Annotated in this window: 20 protein-coding genes; 5 read left to right on the top strand and 15 right to left on the bottom strand. The window is 62.4% G+C overall.

Annotation, left to right across the window (positions count from 1 at the left end; genetic code table 11):
* Positions 1-129 precede the first annotated feature (129 nt).
* The gene (locus AC5RW2_RS07880) at positions 130-1,449 is read left to right on the top strand and encodes an acyl-CoA dehydrogenase family protein (RefSeq protein ID WP_493963023.1); all 1,320 of its coding nucleotides are present in this window, start codon (positions 130-132) and stop codon (positions 1,447-1,449) included.
* Positions 1,450-1,773: 324 nt separating this feature from the next.
* Here the strand turns inward: AC5RW2_RS07880 and AC5RW2_RS07875 are convergent, their stop codons facing one another.
* Positions 1,774-1,950 carry a hypothetical protein gene (locus AC5RW2_RS07875; RefSeq protein ID WP_493963024.1) on the bottom strand — a complete coding sequence of 59 codons (177 nt, stop codon included), beginning with the start codon at positions 1,948-1,950 and terminating at the stop codon, positions 1,774-1,776.
* A gap of 41 nt (positions 1,951-1,991) precedes the next feature.
* Complete coding sequence (locus AC5RW2_RS07870) at positions 1,992-2,567, bottom strand: KH domain-containing protein (RefSeq protein WP_493963025.1); 576 nt, start codon at positions 2,565-2,567, stop codon at positions 1,992-1,994.
* 139 nt (positions 2,568-2,706) lie between these two features.
* Here AC5RW2_RS07870 and AC5RW2_RS07865 point away from each other — a divergent pair, with 139 nt between their 5' ends.
* Positions 2,707-6,729 carry an NB-ARC domain-containing protein gene (locus AC5RW2_RS07865; RefSeq protein ID WP_493963026.1) on the top strand — a complete coding sequence of 1,341 codons (4,023 nt, stop codon included), beginning with the start codon at positions 2,707-2,709 and terminating at the stop codon, positions 6,727-6,729.
* Positions 6,730-7,029: 300 nt separating this feature from the next.
* Here the strand turns inward: AC5RW2_RS07865 and AC5RW2_RS07860 are convergent, their stop codons facing one another.
* The 5 genes from AC5RW2_RS07860 to ychF all read right to left on the bottom strand — a co-directional run bounded on the left by AC5RW2_RS07860 (position 7,030) and on the right by ychF (position 10,966).
* The gene (locus AC5RW2_RS07860; protein ID WP_493963027.1) at positions 7,030-7,206 is read right to left on the bottom strand and encodes a hypothetical protein; all 177 of its coding nucleotides are present in this window, start codon (positions 7,204-7,206) and stop codon (positions 7,030-7,032) included.
* A 162-nt stretch (positions 7,207-7,368) separates the two neighbouring features.
* Positions 7,369-7,962 (bottom strand): hypothetical protein, encoded by a 594-nt coding sequence (locus tag AC5RW2_RS07855; protein WP_493963028.1) that lies wholly within the window; start codon positions 7,960-7,962, stop codon positions 7,369-7,371.
* Between the two features lie 532 nt (positions 7,963-8,494).
* Positions 8,495-9,208, bottom strand: a complete 714-nt coding sequence (locus AC5RW2_RS07850; protein ID WP_493963029.1) for a DUF4839 domain-containing protein — start codon at positions 9,206-9,208, stop codon at positions 8,495-8,497.
* Between the two features lie 320 nt (positions 9,209-9,528).
* Complete coding sequence (locus tag AC5RW2_RS07845) at positions 9,529-9,888, bottom strand: zinc ribbon domain-containing protein YjdM (RefSeq protein WP_493963030.1); 360 nt, start codon at positions 9,886-9,888, stop codon at positions 9,529-9,531.
* Positions 9,881-10,966 (bottom strand): redox-regulated ATPase YchF, encoded by a 1,086-nt coding sequence (ychF, locus tag AC5RW2_RS07840; protein ID WP_493963031.1) that lies wholly within the window; start codon positions 10,964-10,966, stop codon positions 9,881-9,883. Before ychF ends, AC5RW2_RS07845 begins: the two co-directional genes overlap by 8 nt.
* A 78-nt stretch (positions 10,967-11,044) precedes the next feature.
* On the opposite strand from ychF, the gene AC5RW2_RS07835 reads away from it, so the two are divergent.
* Positions 11,045-12,256, top strand: coding sequence for a DNA recombination protein RmuC (locus AC5RW2_RS07835; protein WP_493950081.1), 1,212 nt, complete (start codon positions 11,045-11,047; stop codon positions 12,254-12,256).
* A gap of 68 nt (positions 12,257-12,324) precedes the next feature.
* Here AC5RW2_RS07835 and AC5RW2_RS07830 read toward each other — a convergent pair whose 3' ends face one another.
* Positions 12,325-13,410 (bottom strand): 4-hydroxy-3-methylbut-2-enyl diphosphate reductase, encoded by a 1,086-nt coding sequence (locus AC5RW2_RS07830; protein WP_493963032.1) that lies wholly within the window; start codon positions 13,408-13,410, stop codon positions 12,325-12,327.
* Positions 13,411-13,419: 9 nt separating this feature from the next.
* The gene (locus tag AC5RW2_RS07825) at positions 13,420-14,262 is read right to left on the bottom strand and encodes a hypothetical protein (RefSeq protein WP_493963033.1); all 843 of its coding nucleotides are present in this window, start codon (positions 14,260-14,262) and stop codon (positions 13,420-13,422) included.
* 171 nt (positions 14,263-14,433) lie between these two features.
* Between AC5RW2_RS07825 and xseA the strand changes: the two genes are divergently transcribed.
* Positions 14,434-15,690: an exodeoxyribonuclease VII large subunit gene (gene xseA, locus AC5RW2_RS07820; protein ID WP_493963034.1), complete on the top strand. Its 1,257-nt coding sequence runs from the start codon at positions 14,434-14,436 to the stop codon at positions 15,688-15,690.
* Between the two features lie 57 nt (positions 15,691-15,747).
* On the top strand, positions 15,748-16,032 hold the full coding sequence (locus AC5RW2_RS07815) for an exodeoxyribonuclease VII small subunit (protein WP_493963035.1): 285 nt from the start codon (positions 15,748-15,750) through the stop codon (positions 16,030-16,032).
* 78 nt (positions 16,033-16,110) lie between these two features.
* Here the strand turns inward: AC5RW2_RS07815 and AC5RW2_RS07810 are convergent, their stop codons facing one another.
* The 6 genes from AC5RW2_RS07810 to AC5RW2_RS07785 all read right to left on the bottom strand — a co-directional run bounded on the left by AC5RW2_RS07810 (position 16,111) and on the right by AC5RW2_RS07785 (position 21,889).
* Entirely contained in the window at positions 16,111-16,971 is an 861-nt protein-coding gene (locus AC5RW2_RS07810; RefSeq protein ID WP_493949586.1) for a PPK2 family polyphosphate kinase, read from the bottom strand.
* Between the two features lie 88 nt (positions 16,972-17,059).
* Positions 17,060-18,274 carry a pyridoxal phosphate-dependent aminotransferase gene (locus tag AC5RW2_RS07805; protein WP_493949585.1) on the bottom strand — a complete coding sequence of 405 codons (1,215 nt, stop codon included), beginning with the start codon at positions 18,272-18,274 and terminating at the stop codon, positions 17,060-17,062.
* A 73-nt stretch (positions 18,275-18,347) separates the two neighbouring features.
* Positions 18,348-19,331 carry an ABC transporter substrate-binding protein gene (locus tag AC5RW2_RS07800; RefSeq protein WP_493963036.1) on the bottom strand — a complete coding sequence of 328 codons (984 nt, stop codon included), beginning with the start codon at positions 19,329-19,331 and terminating at the stop codon, positions 18,348-18,350.
* 10 nt (positions 19,332-19,341) lie between these two features.
* Positions 19,342-20,061 carry an ABC transporter permease gene (locus AC5RW2_RS07795; protein ID WP_493963037.1) on the bottom strand — a complete coding sequence of 240 codons (720 nt, stop codon included), beginning with the start codon at positions 20,059-20,061 and terminating at the stop codon, positions 19,342-19,344.
* On the bottom strand, positions 20,058-20,828 hold the full coding sequence (locus AC5RW2_RS07790; RefSeq protein ID WP_493963038.1) for an ABC transporter permease: 771 nt from the start codon (positions 20,826-20,828) through the stop codon (positions 20,058-20,060). The genes AC5RW2_RS07795 and AC5RW2_RS07790 overlap by 4 nt, the downstream gene beginning before the upstream one ends.
* Positions 20,828-21,889 carry an ABC transporter ATP-binding protein gene (locus tag AC5RW2_RS07785; protein WP_493963159.1) on the bottom strand — a complete coding sequence of 354 codons (1,062 nt, stop codon included), beginning with the start codon at positions 21,887-21,889 and terminating at the stop codon, positions 20,828-20,830. Before AC5RW2_RS07785 ends, AC5RW2_RS07790 begins: the two co-directional genes overlap by 1 nt.
* Positions 21,890-21,929 lie beyond the last annotated feature (40 nt).

Genomic DNA, 21,929 nt, shown 5'->3' with positions numbered 1-21,929 from the left:
TAGTGCACAGTGCACTCTCATGTATTTGTGAACTTTCACATGCCTTCCCTCACCGGACCCTCTCAGAATGGAGGGAAGATGTGGACGACGGCATCTCTAATTTAGATGCAGCAAAGGAGCTATAGCAGTATGACAAGAGCATTTCTGCCTGCAGGGGACGAGCGGGAAACAGCCCCGCCGCCCATTCAAGCCGTCAAGAGCAGCGAACCAGGACTTGCTGGGCCGGGCAGCATCCAGATTGCAACAGAAAAGGATCACGCAATACTGGCTGAACTAGAACGCCTTCTAGAACGAGCACGGGAGATCCGTCCTCGCTTACGTGCTGCCCAAGTCGAAACCGAAACCACGGGACGCTACCCGTCAGACGTGCACGAGTACTTTCTCAAGCATGGCTTTTATAGGATGCTCCAACCAAAAATGTTTGGCGGCCTAGAACTGGGTGTTTCGGCGTTCTACCAAGTAGTTGCAGAGGTGGCGCGTGGCTGCCCTTCAACCGCCTGGTGCCTGTCTCTTTCCGTTGGTCACTCACTGACGTTAGGGTCCTATTTTAATGAAACTGCCCAGCGCGAGGTTTTCGCGGAACATGGCTTGATGATAGCCCCGGCTAGCGGCAACAGCCGAGATGCAACCGTCCTGCGTGTAGACGGAGGATGGATTTTGAACGGGACTTGGCGTTACTGCTCGGGTGCTCCTTATTCGACGCATTTCCTCGCAACAGCCACAATACCGACGACAACTGCGACCGGGCCTTCACCCTACCGAGCTTGGATGGTGGTTAACCGCAAGGACTACGAAGTACTCGACGACTGGGGATCAGTTATTGGGATGCGAGGCTCGGGCTCCAACGGGATAACAGTCAAAAACGCGTTTGTGCCTGATGACTATGTCTCTCCTGAAACCTGGACAACAGCCCTGCTGGGCACGACTCCAGGATCTCGGCTTCACGGAAACAGCGTTTATGCGGGTACTTTCGTCGGCTTCGCAGAGGGTGAAGTTGCTGCCACGTCCGTGGGACTTGGCTACGCCGCTATTGATGAGTTTGAGCGTCTTATTTTGACAACCAACCACCCTTGGATAAAGGACGGATCGAAGCGGGCGGACCATGAGGAGTGGCGCCGTGTCCTGGGAATGGCTATGGGCTACGTGGACGCGGCATCGGCTACCCTGGTCCAAAGCGCACGCCTATATGAAACGTACGCTGATCGAAGCAACATCGGTCGTGAGGAGTTTAGTGCAGCCAGAACTCTACGGCTCAATGGTGCCTACTTTGTCGTCGAAGACCTCGTCTGGCGAGCTGTTGAACTTTTACTTCGCAACGCGGGTTCTACAGCGTCTGCCGATGGCCAAAAGTTGCAGCGGTACTTTCGGGACATCCTTGCCACACGCACCCGCACCGACCAGTTTGAGCTCTTTTCAGTTCGTAACGCCACAGCGCACTTGAACGTCTAGCGTCGTCAGATTGCGAGGCTGAGACCCGCGCTAGTAGCAGCTGCGCTCTGTGTTAAGCCCAGCTCGGTCAGCGAGAGTTCACAGAAGCACCCGATTGAGTACTCAGTAAGTACTCAATTGGGGTGCTTCAAACCAGCACGGTGAGACGAGCCCCGACCCTGACAGCTCTTGCGGAACAACCGTCAAACAGATGTTAGAGCGCAGACCTAAATTTGACCACGTTCCGTAGCCGAATAACCTCATCTAGAGGGGACGCATCTTCTTTCCTATGAATAGCGCCCCGTCCGGGGCCGCCATTAGTGGCTATCCGGACGAGGCGCTTTCCTACTTCCGAGTCACTTCTTCGTTGTACGCATGCTGAAGGTGTTGTTGGAATGCTTCACCTTTTCGTATCCGCCGAACGCGTTGGCTGAGCCAGTCTTCTGCTGGAGGCGCCGGAGAAACCGTGCGGGGTACGGCTCCCGCTTTAGCTGCGCCATTGGAATTCTTGCTGGTCATCATGATCACCTCCTTACGTTTTTCGTGGATTACGCACGAGCACTTCAGGCTGCTCGATAGCCGCTGGGGCCCGCGCCATGGGCGCGATCGACGACTCTGAAGATCATCTGTTTGGCCTTCTCAACGGACGGAGCACAGCCGGCCGAAACTGTCACCATCCCAGTCCTGCCGATACTTATCCGAGAGTTCGACGCGGCCTCGATCTGGCGAATGCTAGAGCCCCCAACCCCGATGACGATTCCAGTTTGACCAGCCGGGATCTGAAACGTCTGCACTACGTCAGCCCACGCCGTCGACTTAACTGTCGCCGCATTCGCGGTTGTCCAGTGTTCTGCCACTACCCAGACCTTCAGGATCCGTCCATCAATCTGGCGCTCGAGCCGCACGCTCTCATTATCCCGATCCGGGATCTGTCGACTGGGCTTGGCAAGAACCTCTTCGATGTGGTGCTGCTGCACCTGGCGTTCGAGCATCCGCTCCTTTGCATGATTCGTGTAAACGGGCGGTACAGCAAATCGGGGCCGGGATGACCGTTGGCTTTTCAGGTAAGTGAATATCCAAAGAGAAAAAGCAGCGAGAATAGCCGCCCCGATAAGTAGCGCCGCAATGGTTGTGTTCATGTCCTGCGTTCCTTCCGTTCCGGATGCGTCAGTTTGACGCTGGTTCCACGATCGAACGAGGCATCGCTAGGCATCAACCGCCCGTATGCCCAGCGATGCCTTGGCGCAAATTGAGTGCGACAGGTGAGAAAATCCAGTCATGGGAAACGCGGAGATCGTTGTTAGGGGCACACTCACACAAGCAATCGAATTTATTTTGGGAGACTCTCCGAACACAGCGGAGCCTGTGGTGGTTCTCGCCGCCTATCTGCATAGTTTGGTCGAACGATACGGCCTGACGGACAGTCAACACCTCGATCCCAATGAGTTCGAGCGCCCCGTATTGCCCTCCGCAGCGCGACATTTTGTCGACAGCTTTGTCGTTTCCGCCAACACCGAATCGCTGAGGAACTCGCTTTATAAGGCATTCGAGAATCTGGCTAATGACGGAACGGTGCGTAGCGTTCTCAATAAGAACCGCGCCCTGAGCCAGCGTGAGGTCCTTCTCCTGGCTCAGGTGGCCTGGAATCTGGAACGCAATGACCAGCGTCCTTCGCTGCCGTTGCATCCAGGAAGAATCCTCAAGGATGGGAAGCAGGTCTGGGCCGACATTCCAGTCCCCGGCGCCCACAAGGACTTTGCGACGATGCATTGGACCGATCGTGGAAACCAAAAGGGGGTTCAAGGAAAATCTGCTGGCGCCACCTTCCGCAGGCAGACGGCTAGGCTCGCCGTACTAGCCGCCCAGTGGTTCCTCGGATCCCATGCGAAGTCAGCGCCAGCGGTTGGCGGAGCGAGAATGCTGAACGGTGACAAGCCGGGAATCAGAAGGATTGTTTGGGCATCGACCACTGCTGACCAGGTGGATGACGCCGGCCTCCCCAGCTCTGCGGTTCAAGCACTAGCTGATGCGTTACCGCCACAATCAAAAGGATCGCCAACCGATCAGATACTTGTTGGGAACTTTGCGGAGGTGGGGGACCACTATCAGCCTCGTGCATTCGAGAACGAGATTGACCGACATTGGGGCGACAGCGGCGATCGGCGTGTGTGGCTGCGTGGCGGGCCTGGTTTCGGGAAAACCTTCGCGGCTCGCAAGATCATGCAGGAAGCGCTCAGGAGTTCAGACGACGAGCGTCACAACTTGCTGATTTGGGTGGAGTCCGCCGATGCCGTGGCCGTAACCCGAGAATTGGCACAGGCAGCGGAACGACTTGATAGTGGCCCCAAAAACTCCGTCGCAGCACACGCCGGGGATCGCGAAGAACAGCTTGCGCGCGGATTACTCGATCATCTGAAAACGACCGACATGCGCTGGCTGATCGTCTTCGACGACGCGAACGCCGCAGAGCTAATTGAACGCAAATTGGTCCCACCAGGGACGAATCCGAAGGGACGGGTTCTCATCACAACATTGAGCGCCTCCCATCGGATCAGCAGCTCTGGCCATCAGGTCGAAGCGGAGCTGTTCTCTCCGGACGAGGCTGAAGAATTTCTCAATACCCGCCTGCCTGAGACGTCCGCGCATGACAGGGCCGGATTGTCCGACACAGTGAGGCACCACCCGTTGGCGCTGTCCATTGCCGCTTCCACAATTGCCGCCAACAGCATGACTGTCTCTGACTGGGTCAAAGAGTTCCATGAGTCCCCGCAAATGGATGAAGCGGCCGATTATTCTGATGCTGGAGGCTATCCAACGCTTATAGGCGCCACGTGGAAGGTCGCACTAGACAAAGCCGCTCGAGGCATGCCGAACGGTATGGTGGAACGGACAGCAATGGTCGCGGCCCTGCAGGATCCAGATGGACACCCCACGTGGCTCTGGCAGCGGGATAGTGTCTGCGACTGGGTTGCAGGTGTCACAGATCTGCCGGCAACCAGGACGAGAATACATCCCGGGGTCAAACGCCTCGTTGACTACGGAATCATCCAGCTCACAGGAAGCTGGCAGGTTGGCCGCCTCGCGATTCATCAACTGGCAGCTCGCGCCATCCGTGAGGCCTCAGCCCCCGAGGAACTCGCCCAAGCTGGCGCCGTCCTGGCCGAGCAGTGGCTGCGTGAGCTCACGTCGAATCCAGCCAACGCACAGCACCAGAATATTCGGGCGGCCGTAGGACCCATCGCGGCGTTACCCAAGCTGAACGCTTTGACGCGAAGCACGGCAACCGCGCTTGTGGGGTTCTCCGCGCCATCGACGAACCAAACAAGTATCGAGCGGGATCTGTGGGAACTGGAACTACTGGAACCGCACCTAGTCCGTGGCGGTGCTGTAGGGCGTGCTGACCTGGCGGAGCGCTTAGCGAACATTGGACGCGCTCAACGAGAACTTGGACGACACTCGGAAGCGCACAACAATCTGGATGCCGCTTCCTCGATATACCGCGACCTTGCGGAACTCCCGGATCTCAACGACAATTTGCGGGCAGAATACCTCGTCTCCCTGGCAGACATCGATGCAGAAATGGATCAGCCCGAACTGTCTCTGGAACGTCGTAGAAAGGCTGCAGAACTGCTAAAACGATGGGCCGCACGAAAGTCGACGAGCGACGCCCCGATCTCGGACAGGTTGGCACTGGCCGAGATTTATCAGAACCTGTCGGACAATAACGAATCCCGGGCGGCGCTCGATAGCGCTCTATCACTCTGGGAGAGCCGACCCCCCGCCGGCGCAGTTGAAGATAGTGATGCGCATGAGGAGGCATCAACGCTCGCAAAGCTTGGGCAGCAGCTGGCAAAAGCAGGACGACTCACCGAGGCGAAGAGTTATTTGCTTCAGGCAGCCCGCCTCAACGAAAAAACAGAACTTGGCCGCCTGGTCCGACTCGAGGGTATCCACACCAAGCTGGCGTACGTGTGCTCCCAGTCGGGCGAGTGGCGGGAAGCTGAAAAGTGGTTCGAGCGAACGGAATGCGACCCTCTTCTCCTTGCCAGCGTTCAGTTGCACCAGGGGCGAGTCAGAGAGGCACAAGCCAACATCGATTCTTCAGCGTCGAAATACTCCGCCCGCTCAAATCAGAACCCCGATCGCGACGATCGGGAAGTTGACTCGAAGATTCGCGAATTGATTAAGGACGAACTCCCGTTCTTGCTCGCTTATCTGGCTCAAACGGCGATGAAGCACGAGCGGTGGGAGGATGCAGCCGGCTTGGCAGAAGGAAGCCTCGAAATCACTCGAGCCAAGGCTGACGCCTCCCCCGGGGAAGATCCCATCAAACTCTCCAACGCCTACCTCCAAGCCGGATATACCTCGTTAAAGGCTGGCCGCTTTCAGGTGGCTGCCACGCACTTCGCGAGTGGGGCTAACATCGCGGAATTGCTTTGGCAGATGTCTCCCGCAGACCACAAGAGACGGTTGGAGTACGGGCAATCACTCTATTGGGTGGCTTCCTCTCACGCGGGGGCTGGCCAACCGGATGCTGCGGTGAGGTACGCGCGAAGAGCCGTCGAAGTCCTTGAAGGGCTCGAAGGACTGGATGATGAAGCACGGATATTCTCAAGCGCAGCTACTTCAGTTCTCGGGCAGGCCCTCCTCCAGAAGGGCGATGCGGACGAAGCCGTCGTGTCTTTGACACAAAGAGTGCAATCCTGCCAGGCGTCACTTGCTGAGACTCCCGATGACCACGATTCAATGCGAACGCTCGGCGATGCCCTTCAAGAATTGGGGAAGACTCTTTTCGCCGCAGGCCGATGGCAGGATTCTATTCAACCTCTGATGGACACCATCGCGATCTATCGGGCCATGTCGAGCGGAGTCAGGGACCAACGCAGGAGCATGGCGGTTGTTTTTTTTATGCTTGCCTACGCCCACCACCGGCTACTGGAGCATTCCGAAGCCGCTATCGCCGCCGAACAGTCAGCCAACGTGTGGCAGGCACTAGTTGACGGCGACCCCAGCGACAACGAACTCCAAGTCTCGCTCGCACACGTGCTTGGTCTCCTAGGAGAATCGTTAAGCGCACTCGACCGTCCTAATGAGGCCGTGCAGGCAATTACCCGAGCTGTTGGCCATCTCCAGCTGCCTGCTGAGCTAAACCCAGATGACCACATGCAACACCTCATACATCTTCTCGATCGTCTCGGAACTTACCTACACGACCTAGGACTCTCCGTCGAGGCAGAGGAAACACAGGCACGTCTGGACGATCTTCGACGGCGGTTCCCGAAATCTGCCGAGGACGCGTGAGTGCCAGCCGAACCGCCTGGCCAACAAAATTGCAGGTAGCGTCCCTGGCAGTTGTGTAGTTTCCCGGGCTTGATGTGTCGCTCCGGCGATGTGAAAAGCCATCGTGCGAAGGTCAGCGAGAACTACCAAGAACTCACAGAAGGACACTTACGCACGATGGCCTTAACCTGGCTCTTGGCGACAGCCGCATGTGTCATATTTTCTGCTGTCCTGGTGGCCCTTCCCTCATCATGCGCCATGCAGAACTGCTGAAATCAGACTCCCGCTGACCGTCATGGCTTCAGCCTCGACCACCAACTTCTATTCCGGCGAGGCGGCCGGCCCGCCTTCATCAGCCTGGGCATTACGGGCACGGCGGGACTGCCTGACGAGCGGCGGCAGGGTCATCCCGGCCAGCAGCTTCACCTGCGGCGAGGTCTCACGGCCCAGTTTCCTGTCCAGCGTGACCTTGAGCCTTGAACCTGCGACCGTCAGCACACTACGAGAGGTGTTGCCGAGTGTACCCTCCGCTTTTCCACTCCTCCGTCGTGATGCATACGTGCAGCTTGGGCCCAGAGGTTAGAGCGCAAACCTAAATTCGACCGCGTTCCGTAACCGAATAACCTTTACGTGCGGAGGCGGTTGGCAACAGACGCGGACCTACACATCACGCGGGAAAAGCCAGCCCGTGAACGGGCCATCGAACATGGCTAGGCCGACTTCTGAGGCTGTCAGGACCATGTCATGGAAATCCTCCTCAGCGACCCGGGTTCCTCCAACGCGTGTCGACATCCAAACCTGCTTGGAGTCTCCCGCGCGAACGAAGCCCGGGAAATCATTCTCGATCCTGCTGACTTGCTGATCTCCGGGCCTGATTTTAATGTGCATTGGACGCGGTTGTTCGAGGGGGGCAATCGCCGCATGGATCTGAACACTTATGCCGCCAGGCCTAGGCATCAGGTAAATGGTGACGACCTTCTGCGCTACGGCTGTGGGCGTGTGGCCAGACACTAGTGGTACCTCCCACCGCGTCATACCGTTCGCCTGTGGAACGGCACGACCGTAGAGGAATTGACCGCGCATGGAGAAGTCTTGCTTGACGGTATCGAACTCATAAAAGACGACATCGGTCCAAGGCTGCCGCTCCAATCGGAATCGCATCCGGATGTCGCCATCGTCGTCATAGCTCCAGGTCGCGCCAGCATGGTCGAGCACTGTGCCGATCTCTTGGGATGTTGCGCGAGTCAGATCCATGCTTTGTCTCTCTCCAGTGACGGAATAGGGTGTGGGGGCGTCCAATATGCGCCGATACCGGCACGCGGGCTCTTTTGAAGAAGGATATCAGAGCAATCCATATTGATGGCCAGCTATTACGCCACTAATTAAGCTTTGACGCGATGGCAAATTTCTGTCGCACTGGCTTTGGTCCAAGAGCGAAACACCATCTATGGAGAATGCACGAGCCGGCTTACAGAATGCGGAGTCGAGGATCGGAATCACCGGAGTACCACGCTGAGAAACGACAGTATTACCAATAGCCTATGTCTTAAGGTCAAAACTAACAGGGGATGATATGACCGCATCACCACGCTGCAAGCCTTGGTGTAATGAACACGGATTTGGCGTAGAGGACCGGCTCACCTAAAAAGATAAGGCCCGGGATGCAGTCAGCACCCCGGGCCTTCCTCAAGCAATCACTTGAAACTAAACATTGAAGCGGAATAACCTCGATGGGCCGCTAAGAACACGTGCTCTCAGCTGCAAGTCGCGTCGACCCTTAAAGCGTCTAGCGGAACGTTGTCTCGCCCGGCTCCAAGAGGAATAGGCATGAGTTGGGTTCGTATTCTTCGACCTGTGCTGTGACGTGAAGGTTGGTACCGACGCCGATCGTGTCCGGCGTGTCGCCGGTATAGTGCAAATCGCTAGTGGTGTTCACGTCACGGAACTGAAACGCCGGGCCGAGTGCTGAGGTCTTACTGAAGTCCCCCGCGCCGATCAGAATGTCGTACCGCGTGCTGGCGCCGTCGTGACTGTTCATCGCTCCGATATTCCCATCGAATGCGATTGTCTGACCGCGGTACTTCTCCGCAAAAGCTGCGATGGAACCGTCGCAATAGTCAGCGAGGCCGAGGATCGCCGCAAATTCCGAGTTGTCTTCAGGAGTGAGCACGACCTCACCGGCTCCAGTCGACTCGGTGGACGTCGGCTCCTGGGAAGGTGTTTCCCTTGAGGCGGGGGCGCTCTCGCTGGCGGAGGCTTCAGGCGTCTCTACTGCCTCAGCGCTGCCCTGCTCGCGGATGATCCCGTTCACGATGAGGGCGATGATCAGGACCGCGAGCGCTCCACCGCCGAAGGTGACAAGACCCCGTGGCGTCTTCGGCTTGCGCCGACGCATGGTGATCTCCGTCTGCAGCTTTCCCTGCGATTGGGAGACGATCTCCCAGCCTTCCTTCTCCCATTTCGACACAGTTCGAGATTCAGTGCCGCGAATGGTGCGCACGGTTCTAGTCTCGTAACTGACGCCATCGTCCGTCATATCGTGCCCATCCCCCTCCAAGCTGGCACCATGCCAGCCTCGGTGAGCTTACCAGTTAGCGGCGACCAGCCATCGGATCGCCTTCGAGCCGGGGACGCCCGACCGAGATCCACACATTGAACCAAACACCACCAACGTTCCGTAGCCGAACACCCCTGATGACAGTGGACCCAGGATCACGGTCGAGTCCTCGTTCCCACCTCCGTTCCGGGAACGAGGCTCTACGCGGTGGACGAGGGCTACCTGCACGACTAGAACCCCTGCCCATTGGGAACGGCTGGCGGCTAGAGGACCTTCTTCACCACGCTGGACTTCAATTGCATCCGCCCAAACCCGGGGACGGTCGCATCGATGTCGTGCTCGCCGACGCCGTCCTCGATGAGTCGAATGCCGCGCACCTTCGTGCCGACCTTCACCGTACCGCCACCGGCGCCCTTGACCTTGAGGTCCTTGACGATCGTGACCGTGTCACCGGCAGCGAGCACGTTGCCCACGGCATCCTTGATCGAAGCGGCCTCCGGCGTCGTGGTCTCGGCCTCGTCTTTCGGCCATTCGTGGCCGCACATCGGGCACACCAACAAGGCGCCCTGCTCGTAGGTAAACCCCTCGCGGCACTCCGGGCAAGCCGGCAGAGCATCAGACATTGAAGCGGAACTCAACCACGTCGCCGTCGGCCATCACGTAGTCTTTGCCTTCGATCCGCACCTTGCCGCGGGACTTGGCCTCGGCCATGGATCCTGCGTCCACCAGGTCGGCGAACGAGACCACTTCGGCCTTGATGAAGCCGCGCTGGAAGTCCGAGTGGATGACACCGGCAGCCTGCGGGGCGGTATCGCCCCGGTTGATGGTCCAGGCGCGCGCTTCCTTCGGCCCCGCCGTCAGGTAGGTCTGCAGGCCCAGGGTGTGGAAGCCAACCCGTGCCAGCTGGTCCAGCCCGGATTCGTCCTGGCCGTTCATCTCCAGCATCTCGCGGGCTTCTTCCTCGTCCAGTTCAACGAGGTCCGCTTCCAGTTTGGCATCCAAAAAGACGCAGTCGGCCGGCTCCACCAGCGCGCGCAGTTCGGCCTGGCGTTCCGGGCTGGCCAGCACAGCGTCGTCCACATTGAACACGTAGATGAACGGCTTGGCGGTGAGCAGGCTCAGTTCCTTGAGGTTCTCCACGTCCAGCTTGTCGCTCTCCACCGAGGCGAAAACGGTGTCGCCGCGCTCCAGCACCGCCTGGGCCGCCTGCATGGCGGCCAGCTCGGCGGCGTCGCGCTTCTTAATCTTGACTTCCTTCTCCACCCGCGGAATGGCCTTTTCCAAGGTCTGCAGGTCGGCCAGGATCAGCTCGGTGTTGATCGTCTCCATGTCCGAGCGCGGGTCCACCTTGCCGTCCACGTGCACTACGTCAGGGTCGTCAAAGACGCGGATGACCTGGGCAATTGCCTGCGCTTCGCGGATGTTGGCCAGGAACTGGTTGCCCAGCCCTTCACCTTCGGACGCGCCCTTGACGATGCCGGCGATGTCCACGAAGGACACGGTCGCCGGAAGGATCCGCTGCGACCCGAAGATCCCTGCCAGCTGGTCCAGCCGGGGGTCCGGCAACGAAACCACGCCGACGTTCGGCTCGATGGTGGCGAACGGATAGTTTGCCGCGAGCACGTTGTTGCGGGTCAGCGCGTTGAAGAGGGTTGATTTGCCGACGTTGGGCAGTCCGACGATGCCAATAGTTAGAGCCACGGTAGTCAAGGATACCGTGACCGGGACACAAGGACCGGCGTTCGCTAATTTGTCCGAGGCAGCTGGCATCGTGAAGGCATGGATGCTTCGCATGTACTTCTCGCACTTCTGGCCTTGTTCGTTGGCGCCGCGGCCGGGGCTTTGGCCGTGGCTGTCCTTTTCCGCCGCCGTGTGGCGGATCTACAGGACGCTTCCAAACACGACGGCGACCGGCTGGCAGAGCTCTCGGCCCGCCTTGCGGGGGTGGATGCGGAGCGCCGGATGCTCGCCGAGCAGAACAGGCAGCTCTCCGCCCAGGATGAGCAAGAAAACACGGTGCTCCGCGCCCTGATCCCGGTCGGCGAGAAGCTCAAGCTGGTCCAGCAGCAGGTCAGCCTGCTGGAACGGGACCGGGTGGAGCAGTTTGGCCAGCTGGCCGAGCAACTGCGTGCAGCCCAGCAAAGTGACGAGGCGCTGATGCGTTCCACGCAGACGCTCGCCTCCGCGTTGCAGTCCAACTCAGCCCGCGGCCAGTGGGGCGAGGTGCAGCTGCGCCGGGTCGTGGAAGCAGCCGGCATGCTCCCCCATGTGGATTTTGACGAGCAGGTCCATCTGGCTGGCGCGGACCGGACCGGCCGCCCGGACATGCTGATCCGGCTGCCCGGCGGAAAATCCATCGTGGCGGACGCCAAGGTGCCGCTGCGGGCCTACCTGCAGGCCCAGGAGATCCCAGCGGCCGCATCGGCCGCCGAACAGCAGCAACGTGCGGATCTGCTGGCCGCTCATGCCAAGGCCGTGCGCGGCCACGTTGATGCTTTGGCGGGTCGGAAGTATTGGGAGCAGCTGCAGGCCTCACCGGAATTGGTGCTGTGCTTCCTGCCCTCGGAAGCGGTGCTGTCAGCCGCCCTGCATGCTGATCCGGGCCTGCTGGACCACGCGTTTGCCCGCAGCGTTGCCTTGGTCTCCCCCGTCTCGCTGCTGGCCACGCTGAAATCGGTGGCGTTTACCTGGCGGCAGGAAGTCCTCAAGGACAACGCACGTGAAATATTCGACCTGTCGCGGCAGCTTTACGAGCGGCTCGGAACGCTGGGCGAGCACGTCACGCGGCTGGGTTCATCGCTGAAAAGCTCGGTCGAGCGGTACAACTCGTTCGTCGGGACCTTGGAGTCGAGGGTGCTGCCGACCGCCCGGAAGATCAATGCCTTCGACGCGACGGTGCTGGAAGAACCCGCGGCACCGGCTGCCCTGGAAAATACGCCCCGGCTGCTGTCGGCCCCGGAGCTGATCGAAAACAGGGATCCGGCCGCCTAACTCGCCGGTTCCGCCCCCTGCGAAATGCGGTGTCCCGGGCAGCCAGCCCGGGACACCGCCCGGCGGGCTTAGCTGGCCGGGCGGGCGACCCTGCCGCCGAGACCGCGGGATTCATCGCCGCGTTCCTTGAGCGTGGCACGCAGTTCCTTCGGCAGCGAGAACAGAATGTCCTCTTGGGCGGTGACGATTTCCTCCACCTCGCCGTAGCCGTAGTCGGCCAACAAGCTCAGAACCTCGCGCACCAGCACCTCCGGCACGGAGGCGCCCGAGGTCACGCCGACGCTGGCCACACCCTCGAACCAGGACTCATCCACCTGGTTGGCGAAGTCAACCCGGTAGGCCGCTTTGGCGCCGTATTCCAACGCGACCTCCACCAGCCGGACCGAGTTGGAAGAGTTCGCGGAGCCAACCACAATCACCAGGTCAGACTGCGGGGCAATCTTCTTGATCGCTGCCTGCCGGTTGGAGGTGGCGTAGCAGATGTCATCGCTGGGCGGATCCTGCAGCGCCGGGAAGCGTTCGCGCAGGATCGAGACGATTTCCAATGTCTCGTCGACGGAAAGCGTCGTCTGCGAGAGCCAAATCAGTTTGTTCGGGTCGCGAACCTCCACAGTCCGCGCCTCGTCCGGGTTGTTCACGATGGTGGTGTGGTCGGGTGCCTCGCCGTAGGTCCCTTCGACTTCCTCGTGCCCCTCGTGACCAATCAGCAGGATCTCGTTGCCGTCGCGGGCGAAGCGCACCGCTTCGCGGTGCACCTTCGTGACCAACGGGCAGGTGGCATCAATGGTGCGCAACTGCCGATCCGCAGCAGACTGCACGACGGCGGGGCTGACTCCGTGCGCCGAGAAAACGACCAGCGCCCCTTCCGGAACTTCGTCCGTCTCTTCAACGAAGATGGCGCCCTTCTCCTCCAAAGTGGACACCACGTGCACGTTGTGCACGATCTGCTTTCGCACGTAGACCGGCGGACCGTAGTGCTCAAGCGCCTTTTCGACGGCGATCACGGCACGGTCCACGCCGGCACAGTATCCGCGGGGAGCTGCCAGCAGCACCTTCTTGTCGCCGTCCACGGGCTTGGCTGACGCGATCTCATCGGGAGTACGTCGCTTGCGGGGAACGGTAGGCATGGAAAGGGAAACTGCTGTACTGGCCATGCCTCTATGCTAGCCCGTAGCCCTGTTCCGCCGGTCCCCGCTCAGCAACGCCCGCAGGGTGAAGCCGGCCACGGCAACCACCAGTCCTGCGCCGGCAAAAACGGCAGCCCAGGGGCGGAAGTCGGCCACGGCCAATGCAGCCAGCTTCCCCGCGAACGTGGCGGCAAGCTCGCTGTGGCCCGCCGCGCCCGCGGCCACAGGCGGCACCTGCACGGCCGCCAGCCAGAGGATCCCGCCCAGCAGTGCCGCGCCAATACCGGCCCAAGCCAGTGCCGTGGTCTTGTGGCGGGCGGCCAGCAGCATCAGCACCAGCGCGGCGGCCGCAGCCAGCGCTGCCAGCCACCACTGCGCGGCCAGGCCCTGCCAAAAAGTCAGCAGCGCCGCGGTCTGGGCGGAGCCCAGCGGGACCAGCACTCGGTCCGGGACCGGAAGATTGGCGCCGAAAGCGTCCGCTACCCGCTTAACCGCCAGGTCCACAATGGGTGCAATATCCAAGGTGATCCCAGCGTCGGACCCCTTCTTGCCGGTAAACGTCAGGGTGTGCGACTTGGCCAGGGTTTCATTCAGCGCCTGCGGAAAACCGTCCAGCTCGGTGACCGCCCCGGCAGTCCGTTCGACGACGGGGCGCATCAAGTCCCGCAGACCCGCTGGCAGGTCTTCGCTTCCGGCAACTTCTTCCGTCACTGTGGAGGCAAGCGCGGCACGGAATTCGGCATCGTTGCCCAGCGGCGCAGCCAGCGACACGAAGCCATCGCGGTCGAACACGCGCTGGTTTGCCCAGGCCCCGCAGAGTGCGGCGCCAGCGAGGAGCACAGCCAGAACCCCGCTTAGCATGGCCAGAAATACGCGCACTGCTACCTCCGTCCTCGTCTTCCACCCAGTGGTTCGGCAGAGCCGTACGGGCCTGCGCGAATTGTACCCAGTACAACAGAGAATCCGAATGTCAGGGATAGCTGGTAAGAATGTAGAGTCTTCGGCAGCCGCCGGAAGCACACCGAAGCACACTGCCGGAGGGGGCAATTCATGGAGTCAGGCGGGGTCCAAGGAGCGGACACCGGGAAGTCGACCCTGCCCCCGACTGCCAACCAAACGACAGCCGAGAACCCGTGGCCGCTGCGGATGCTGTCCCAGAAGCTCAAGATGCACATCGACCGCGTGCCGCCCACCTGGGTGGAGGGCCAAGTCATAGAGCTGAATCGGCGCAACTCAACGACCTACCTGACCTTGCGCGACACCGACGCCGAGGCATCCTTCAGCCTGGTGGTCTGGGGAAGCGTGATGGCACGCCTGGAGATGCCGTTGGAACCGGGGTCGCGCGTGGTGGCGCAGATCAAGCCGGACCTGTACATCAAGACCGGGCGACTGACCATGCAGACCCGCGATATCCGGCCTGTGGGTCTCGGCGACTTGCTGGTAAGGCTGGAGCGGCTGCGCCGGGCACTGGCCGCCGAAGGCCTGTTCGACCCGTCGCGCAAGCAGCGACTGCCGCTGCTGCCGCACCGCATCGGCCTCATCACCGGCCGGGATTCCGATGCCATGAAGGACGTCATCCGGAATGCCTCGCTGCGCTGGCCGGCCGTCGAATTCGAAGTGCGCGAGGTTGCCGTCCAGGGCGTCAACGCGGTGGCGCAGGTGATGCGGGCACTCGCGGAGCTCGACTCCCGCCAGGACGTGGATGTCATCGTCATCGCCCGCGGTGGCGGATCCCTGGAAGATCTGCTGCCCTTCAGCAACGAAGACCTGGTTCGCGCGGTGGCTGCGGCAGCCACTCCGATTGTCAGCGCCATCGGACACGAAGCAGATCGCCCGCTGCTGGATGACGTTGCGGACCTGCGCGCCTCGACTCCCACGGATGCTGCCAAGCGCATTGTCCCGGAAGTCAGTGAGGAACTGCACCGCATCGGCCAGGCCCGCGCGATGCTGGCCCGGCGGGTGGAGCAACTGGTCCATCGTGAGTCCGACCGGCTGGCGACGCTGCGCAGCCGTCCGGTGATGGCTAATCCTGCCGGCATGGTGGATGTCCGGGCGGAGGACCTCCACCGGCTCATCTCACGAGCCCACCAAGCGGTCTCCTCGGCAGTGCACCGGGATGCGGACCGAATTGCCCATCTCAAAGCGCAGGTACGTGCGCTTTCACCTCAGAACACGCTGGACCGTGGCTACGCCGTGGCCCAACTGCCGGATGGCCACGTGCTGCGCAATGCGGCCGACGCTCCCGCCGGTACTCGGCTGCGCCTCCGCCTCGCGGTTGGCGAGGTCGCCGCCGAAACACTCCCCTGACGCTCCCGCAACCTCAACAGCCCTCGACAGATGACCTGCACCGAAAGTGAGAACCCGATGACAGAGCAGCCAGCAACGCCGGCCGATGTCGCGTCCCTGTCCTATGAACAGGCACGCGAAGAGCTGGTAGCCGTGGTCAGCCAGCTGGAAGCCGGCGGCGCTACCCTTGAGCAGTCCCTGGCGCTGTGGGAACGCGGCGAAGCGCTGGCCGCCCGCTGCGAGGCCTGGCTGGAAGGCGCGCGGCAACGGTTGGACGCCGCCCGCAGCGCGACCAACGCCGGGCAAACACCGGTCAGTGCAGGCACTCCGGCATCCCCGATTTCCCCGGTTACCCCGAACTAGCCCGCCCGGCACGCCCACAGGAGGGTCCGCCACAGCACAGACGCCTGCCTCGATAGTTTGCCGCCGGTCCGGCCGCTGCTACGAGTCGGCCAGCCGGGCCTTTTCCGCGGCGACGTCGAAATGGGCCGGCGGCCACTGCGGGTCGATGGCTTCCAACGCCTGCAGCAGCAGCTCCTGCACGGCAATCCGCGCGTACCACTTGTTGTCCGCCGGTACGACGAACCAGGGCGCCTCGGCGGTGCTGGTCCGGTCCAGCATCACCTGGTAGGCCTGCTGGTACTCGTCCCAGAGACGGCGTTCGTCCACATCACCCGGATCGTACTTCCAATATTTGTCCGAGCGGTCCAGCCGCTCAAACAACCGTTGGCCCTGTTCGGCCTTGCCCAGGTGCAACATGACTTTGACCAGCCGGATACCTCTGCCGGCCACCGATGCTTCGAAGTCGATGATCTGGCCATACCGGGCCTCCACCACCTCCCGGGAGGAGAGCCCGTGCACGCGGTGGATGAGCACGTCTTCATAGTGCGACCGGTCGAAGACGCCGATCAGGCCCGGACCGGGCAACTCCCGCTCCACCCGCCAGAGAAAATCGTGCTCCAGCTCTTCCGGCGTCGGGGCCTTAAATGCGTGATGGGAGACGCCCTGCGGGTCGGCCGCTCCGACCACGTGCCGCACGATCCCGCCCTTGCCGGAAGTATCCATGCCCTGCAGCACCAGCAGGACAGCATCCCGTGCCCCACCGCGACTCTGCGCAAAGAGCCGTTCCTGCAGTTCGGAGAGCCGGCGGTCGGACGCTTTGAGCAAGGCCTTGCCCGCCGCCTTGCCGCCGGCAAACCCCGGAGTGCTGCCGGGGTCCACGGCAGCCAGGTCAAAGCCCGGTCCGACCCGCAGCAACTCCGACGGACTCCGTGAAAATACCGGGACCTCTACCTCTTCCACCCTCGTCCTCCATTCGGCACGGCCTGCTTGGCACGCGGTGGGGAAAGCCTACCCACGTGAGGGCAGCGCGGCTACGGCGATGCGGCAGTTACTGCCGGTACCCCGTCAGGAACTCCTCGATCCGCCCGACTGCTTCGGTCAAGACGTCCACGTTTGGCAACGTGACCAAGCGGAAGTGGTCCGGCTGCGTCCAGTTGAAGGCCCGGCCGTGCGAGATCAGGATTTTCTGCTGCTTGAGCAGGTCCAAGGCGAACTGTTCATCGTCCTTGATCGCATAGACTTCCGGGTCCAGCTTCGGGAACAGGTAGAGCGCCCCCTTGGCCTGCTGGGTGCTGACTCCGGGGATGGCGTTCAGCAGCTCATAGGCCTTGTTGCGCTGCTCCAGCAGCCTGCCGCCGGGCAGGATCAGGTCGTTGATGCTCTGGTGTCCGCCCAACGCGGTCTGGATGGCATGCTGGGCCGGCACATTGGCGCACAGCCGCATGTTCGTGAGCAGGTTGATGCCTTCGATGTAGTCCGCGGCCAGATGCTTAGGCCCGGAGATGGCCATCCAGCCGCTGCGGAAGCCGCACACCCGGTAGGCCTTGGACAGCCCGCTGAACGTCAAGACCAACACATCGTCGGCCAGCAGCGCCGTATTCACATGTTCGGCATCTTCGTACAGGATCTTCTCGTAGATCTCGTCCGAGAAAACCACCAGGTTGTGCTTGCGCGCGAGTTCCAGCATGCCCTCGAGGATGTGCTTCGGATAGACGGCACCCGTGGGGTTGTTCGGGTTGATGATCACAATCCCCTTGGTGTTGGGGGTGATCTTCCGTTCCATATCTTCCAGATCGGGCAGCCAGCCCTCTTCCTCGACACAGAGATAGTGCACCGGGTGGCCGCCGGCCAACGACACCGAGGCGGTCCAGAGCGGATAGTCGGGTGCCGGGATGAGCACCTCGTCGCCGTTGTTCAGCAGCGCCTGCAGGCTCATGGTGATCAGTTCGCTGACCCCGTTGCCCAGGTAGACGTCGTCCACGCCGATCTCCTGGATGCCGCGCGTCTGGTAGTACTGCGACACGGCAGTCCGGGCGGAGAAAATACCGCGCGAATCGCTGTAGCCCTGCGCCGTGGGCAGGTTGCGGATCACGTCCACCAAAATGGCGTCCGGCGCCTCGAATCCGAACGGCGCAGGGTTGCCGATGTTCAGCTTGAGGATGCGCTGACCCTCGGCCTCCATCCGCTGCGCGTGCTCGAGCAGCGGACCGCGGATGTCGTAGAGAACGTTGTGGAGCTTATTGGACTGCTTGAACTCGGCCATTCAAAAATCTTCGCACACCGCACGCGCCGCCCCGGTGACCGGAGCGGCGCGTGCGGGAACTCCATGCAAAGCCTTAGTCGGACAGGCCCTTCTTGCTCAGCCAATCGGCTGCCGCGTCGGCCGGGTTGCGTTTCTCGTCCCCGCTGACCTGCCGGTTGAGGTCAATCAGGTCCTCGGTGGTCAACGCCGCCGAGACTTCGTTGAGCACCTTGGCTGCCTTGTCGTCCACCGAATCGGTGCGGACCAGCGGCAGTACCTGCTGCGCAATGAAGTTGTTCTTCGGATCCTCAAGCACCACCAAGTCGTTGTCCTCGATGGAGGGCGTGGTGGTGTAGATATCGGCCACCTGGATCTTGTCGGTGATCAGCGCGTTGAGCGTGGTCGGCCCGCCGTAATCGTTGATCGGCTCGAAGGACTTGGGCACGCAGTTGTAGTGCTTCTTCAGTCCCGGCAGACCGTATTCGCGCTCGGCGAACTCCGGGTTGGCGCCGATCACCAGATCGCGGCAGACCGGGGCCATGTCCTCGATCGAGGTCAGCTTGTGTTTCTCCGCGGTTGCCTTGGTCACCACCATGGCGTCCTTGCTCTCCGCCGAGGCCGGGTCCAGCACGCCGAGTCCCTCGGGCAGGGCCGCCGGCAGCGCCGCCATGACGTCCTTTGCGGAGGCCGCCGTCGCGCCGGAGTCCAGGAACAGCAGCAGGTTTCCGCTGTAATCCGGAATGACGTCCACGGATCCTTCCTCGACGGCCTTCACGTACACCTCCCGGGAGCCGATGCCGGGCTTCGTGCTGACGTCGTAGCCGGCGGCGGTCAGTGCACCCGCGTAGATTTCGGCAATGATCTGGCTTTCCGTGCCGCCGCTGGAACCGACCACCAGGGATCCGCCGGCGCTTCCCTCCGATGCCGGTGTCCCTTCCTGCAGCGGATTGGATCCGCCGCCGCAGGCCGCCAGCAGCAGCGCCAGGGCAGCCGTTCCTGCCGCGAGCACGCTCCGCCGGGCGGCCGGGGCCCTGTTCTTCCCTTGGCGGTGTGCGTTGATCCGGGGCTGCTTATTCATGCTTGTCTCCTCATCTGCCGGCACTGGCTGCTCCAACCTTACTTGTCCTGCCTTTGGGCTCGGAGGGGGCGCCGCGCACGCCGGGCGATACGGCGATTTTCTGGATTACGGCCAACACGGCGTCGGCCACCAGTGCCAGCGCAGCGATCAGCAGAGCGCCGGCAAACAGCCGTACCGGGTCGCGAACGGCAAGCCCGTCGATCAGATAGCGGCCGAAGCCGCCGAGATTAATGTAGGCAACGATGGAGACCGTGGCGATGACCTGCAGCACCGCGCCACGCAGCCCGCCAAGCATGACCGGCAGCGCGTTGGGCATTTCGGCACGGAACAATACCTGCCATTCGGTCATGCCCATCGCCCGTGCGGCGTCCACCAGCGGCCGGTCGACGGCGGCAATCCCGGAATAGGCGCCCGCCAGCAGCGGCGGGATGGCCAGGATCACCAGGGCGTAGATCGGCGGCATCAAACCCAGGCCCATCACGGTGACGAACAGGGTCAGCAGGCCCAGCGTTGGCAGCGCCCGCATCCCGCTGGCAAGCCCGACGACGGCGACGCGTCCCCTTCCGGTATGGCCGACGTACAGTCCCAGCGGCACGGCTATGGCCGCGGCGATCACCAGGGTCAAGCCGCTGTAGAACAGGTGCTCGGCCAGCCTGGCCGGAATGCCTGCCGGTCCGGTCCAGTTGGCCGGATCGACGAACCACGCCGCCGTCAGCTCGAAGAGATTCATCCGCGCACCGCCGCCTGGGCAGCATCGGGCCGCTGTTCCGGTCCGATGCGATCCGGTGCCGCCGCCGCACTGCCGGTTTCCGACCCGGAACCGGGCCCGCCGGCGGTGTGCGCCGTCGACCCTCCCGCACCTTTGCGCCGGCGCAGCCACGGTGTGAGTACTCGTTCCAGCGCCACCAACACAAGGTCCATCAGCGCCGCCAGCACCAGGGTCATCAGAATGCCGACCACGATCTCGGTCATGAAGTTGCGCAGCAGTCCGTCGGTGAACAGGAAACCGAGGTTCGGGACGCCGATCAGCGCGCCCACGCTGGCCACCGATATGTTACTCACCGACACCACCCGCAGACCAGCCACCAGCACCGGAATGCACAGCGGCAGATCCACCTGGAAGAACCGACGCACCGGCCGGTAGCCCATGGCCGCCGCGGCTTGCCGGATGCCGTCGTCCACGGACTCCAGCGCGTCAACCACCGCACGGACCAGCAGCGCCACGGTGTACACGGTCAGCGCAATGATCAGGTTGGACATCTCCAGGATGCCGGTGCCCAGAATGACGGGCAGAATTACGAACAGGGCCAGCGAGGGAATGGTGTACAGCACCGAGGAAAGGGACAGGATCAGGCCGCGGACAGCGTGGATCCGCCAGGCCAGATAGCCCAGCGGCAGCGACGCCACCAGCCCAAGCACCAGGGGGAGCACAGACTGGAACAGGTGGAGCCAGGTCAGTTCCATCACATAGGGCAGGTTCGCCAGAAACCACTCCATCAGCTGCCGTCCGCCCGCAGCCGCTGCAGCACGGCGGAGGGGTCGATGAGGCCAGCCACACGGCCGTCGGCGTCGACGGCGACCCCCGCCCCGGACGGAGAGGACAGCGCCGCGTCCAGCGCCTGCCGGAGGCTGGAGCCTAGCGTGAACAGCGATCCCCCGATCAGTGCCTTCGCGGGGTCCCGCTGGCCGGGAGGAAGCCAGCCCGCCGGTCCGCCGCCGTCGTTGGTCAACAGCAGCCAGCCCTCCCCTGGCGCTTCCGCAATGCGGTCTGCGGTGGCGGTGGTGGCCGGCATCAGGGCCAGGTCGGCGGCGTCGGTGAAGGACAACGAGCGGAAACCGCGGTCCCGACCGACGAAGCCGGCAACGAATTCGTCCACCGGTGCCCGCAGCACTTCCTCCGGCGTGCCGAACTGCGCCAGCCGCCCGCCGGTGGCGAAGACGGCCAGCTTGTCGCCAAGGATCGTCGCTTCGTCGATGTCGTGGGTGACGAACACGATGGTTTTGGCCAGGTGCTGTTGCAGCCGCAGCAATTCCTGCTGCAGCTCGGCGCGGACCACCGGATCCACCGCGCTGAACGGCTCGTCCATCAGCAGGATGGGCGGATCGGCCGCGAGCGCGCGGGCCACCCCGACCCGCTGCTGCTGGCCGCCGGAGAGTTGGGCCGGATAGCGGTTGCCCAGCTCCTGCGCCAGCCCGACAACGGCGAGCAGCTCTTCGGCGCGCTTCCGGGCGGCCGTGCGCCGAACTCCGTTGAGCCGCGGCACGGTGGCAACGTTATCCAGTACGGTGCGGTGCGGCAGCAGCCCGGACGACTGCATGACGTAACCCATGGACCGGCGCAGGGCAGCGGCGGGTTGGGCGGAGACATCCTGGCCGTCCACCAGCACGGAACCAGCGGTTGGCTCCACCATCCGATTAATCATCCGGAGCGAGGTGGTTTTGCCACAGCCCGACGGACCCACAAACACGGTGATCGCGCCGCGTTCAATGTCCAGTGTCAGGTCATGGACGGCCGGCTGTCCGGCATAAATCTTCGTGACTTCCCGGAACTCCACCATCGGCCTCTGCCCAGCCGTGGCGACGGCGGCCGACTGGTCA

The sequence above is a fragment of the Arthrobacter sp. B0316-1-20 genome (assembly GCF_059091865.1).
This window is presented reverse-complemented; position numbering and strand designations above follow the sequence as displayed.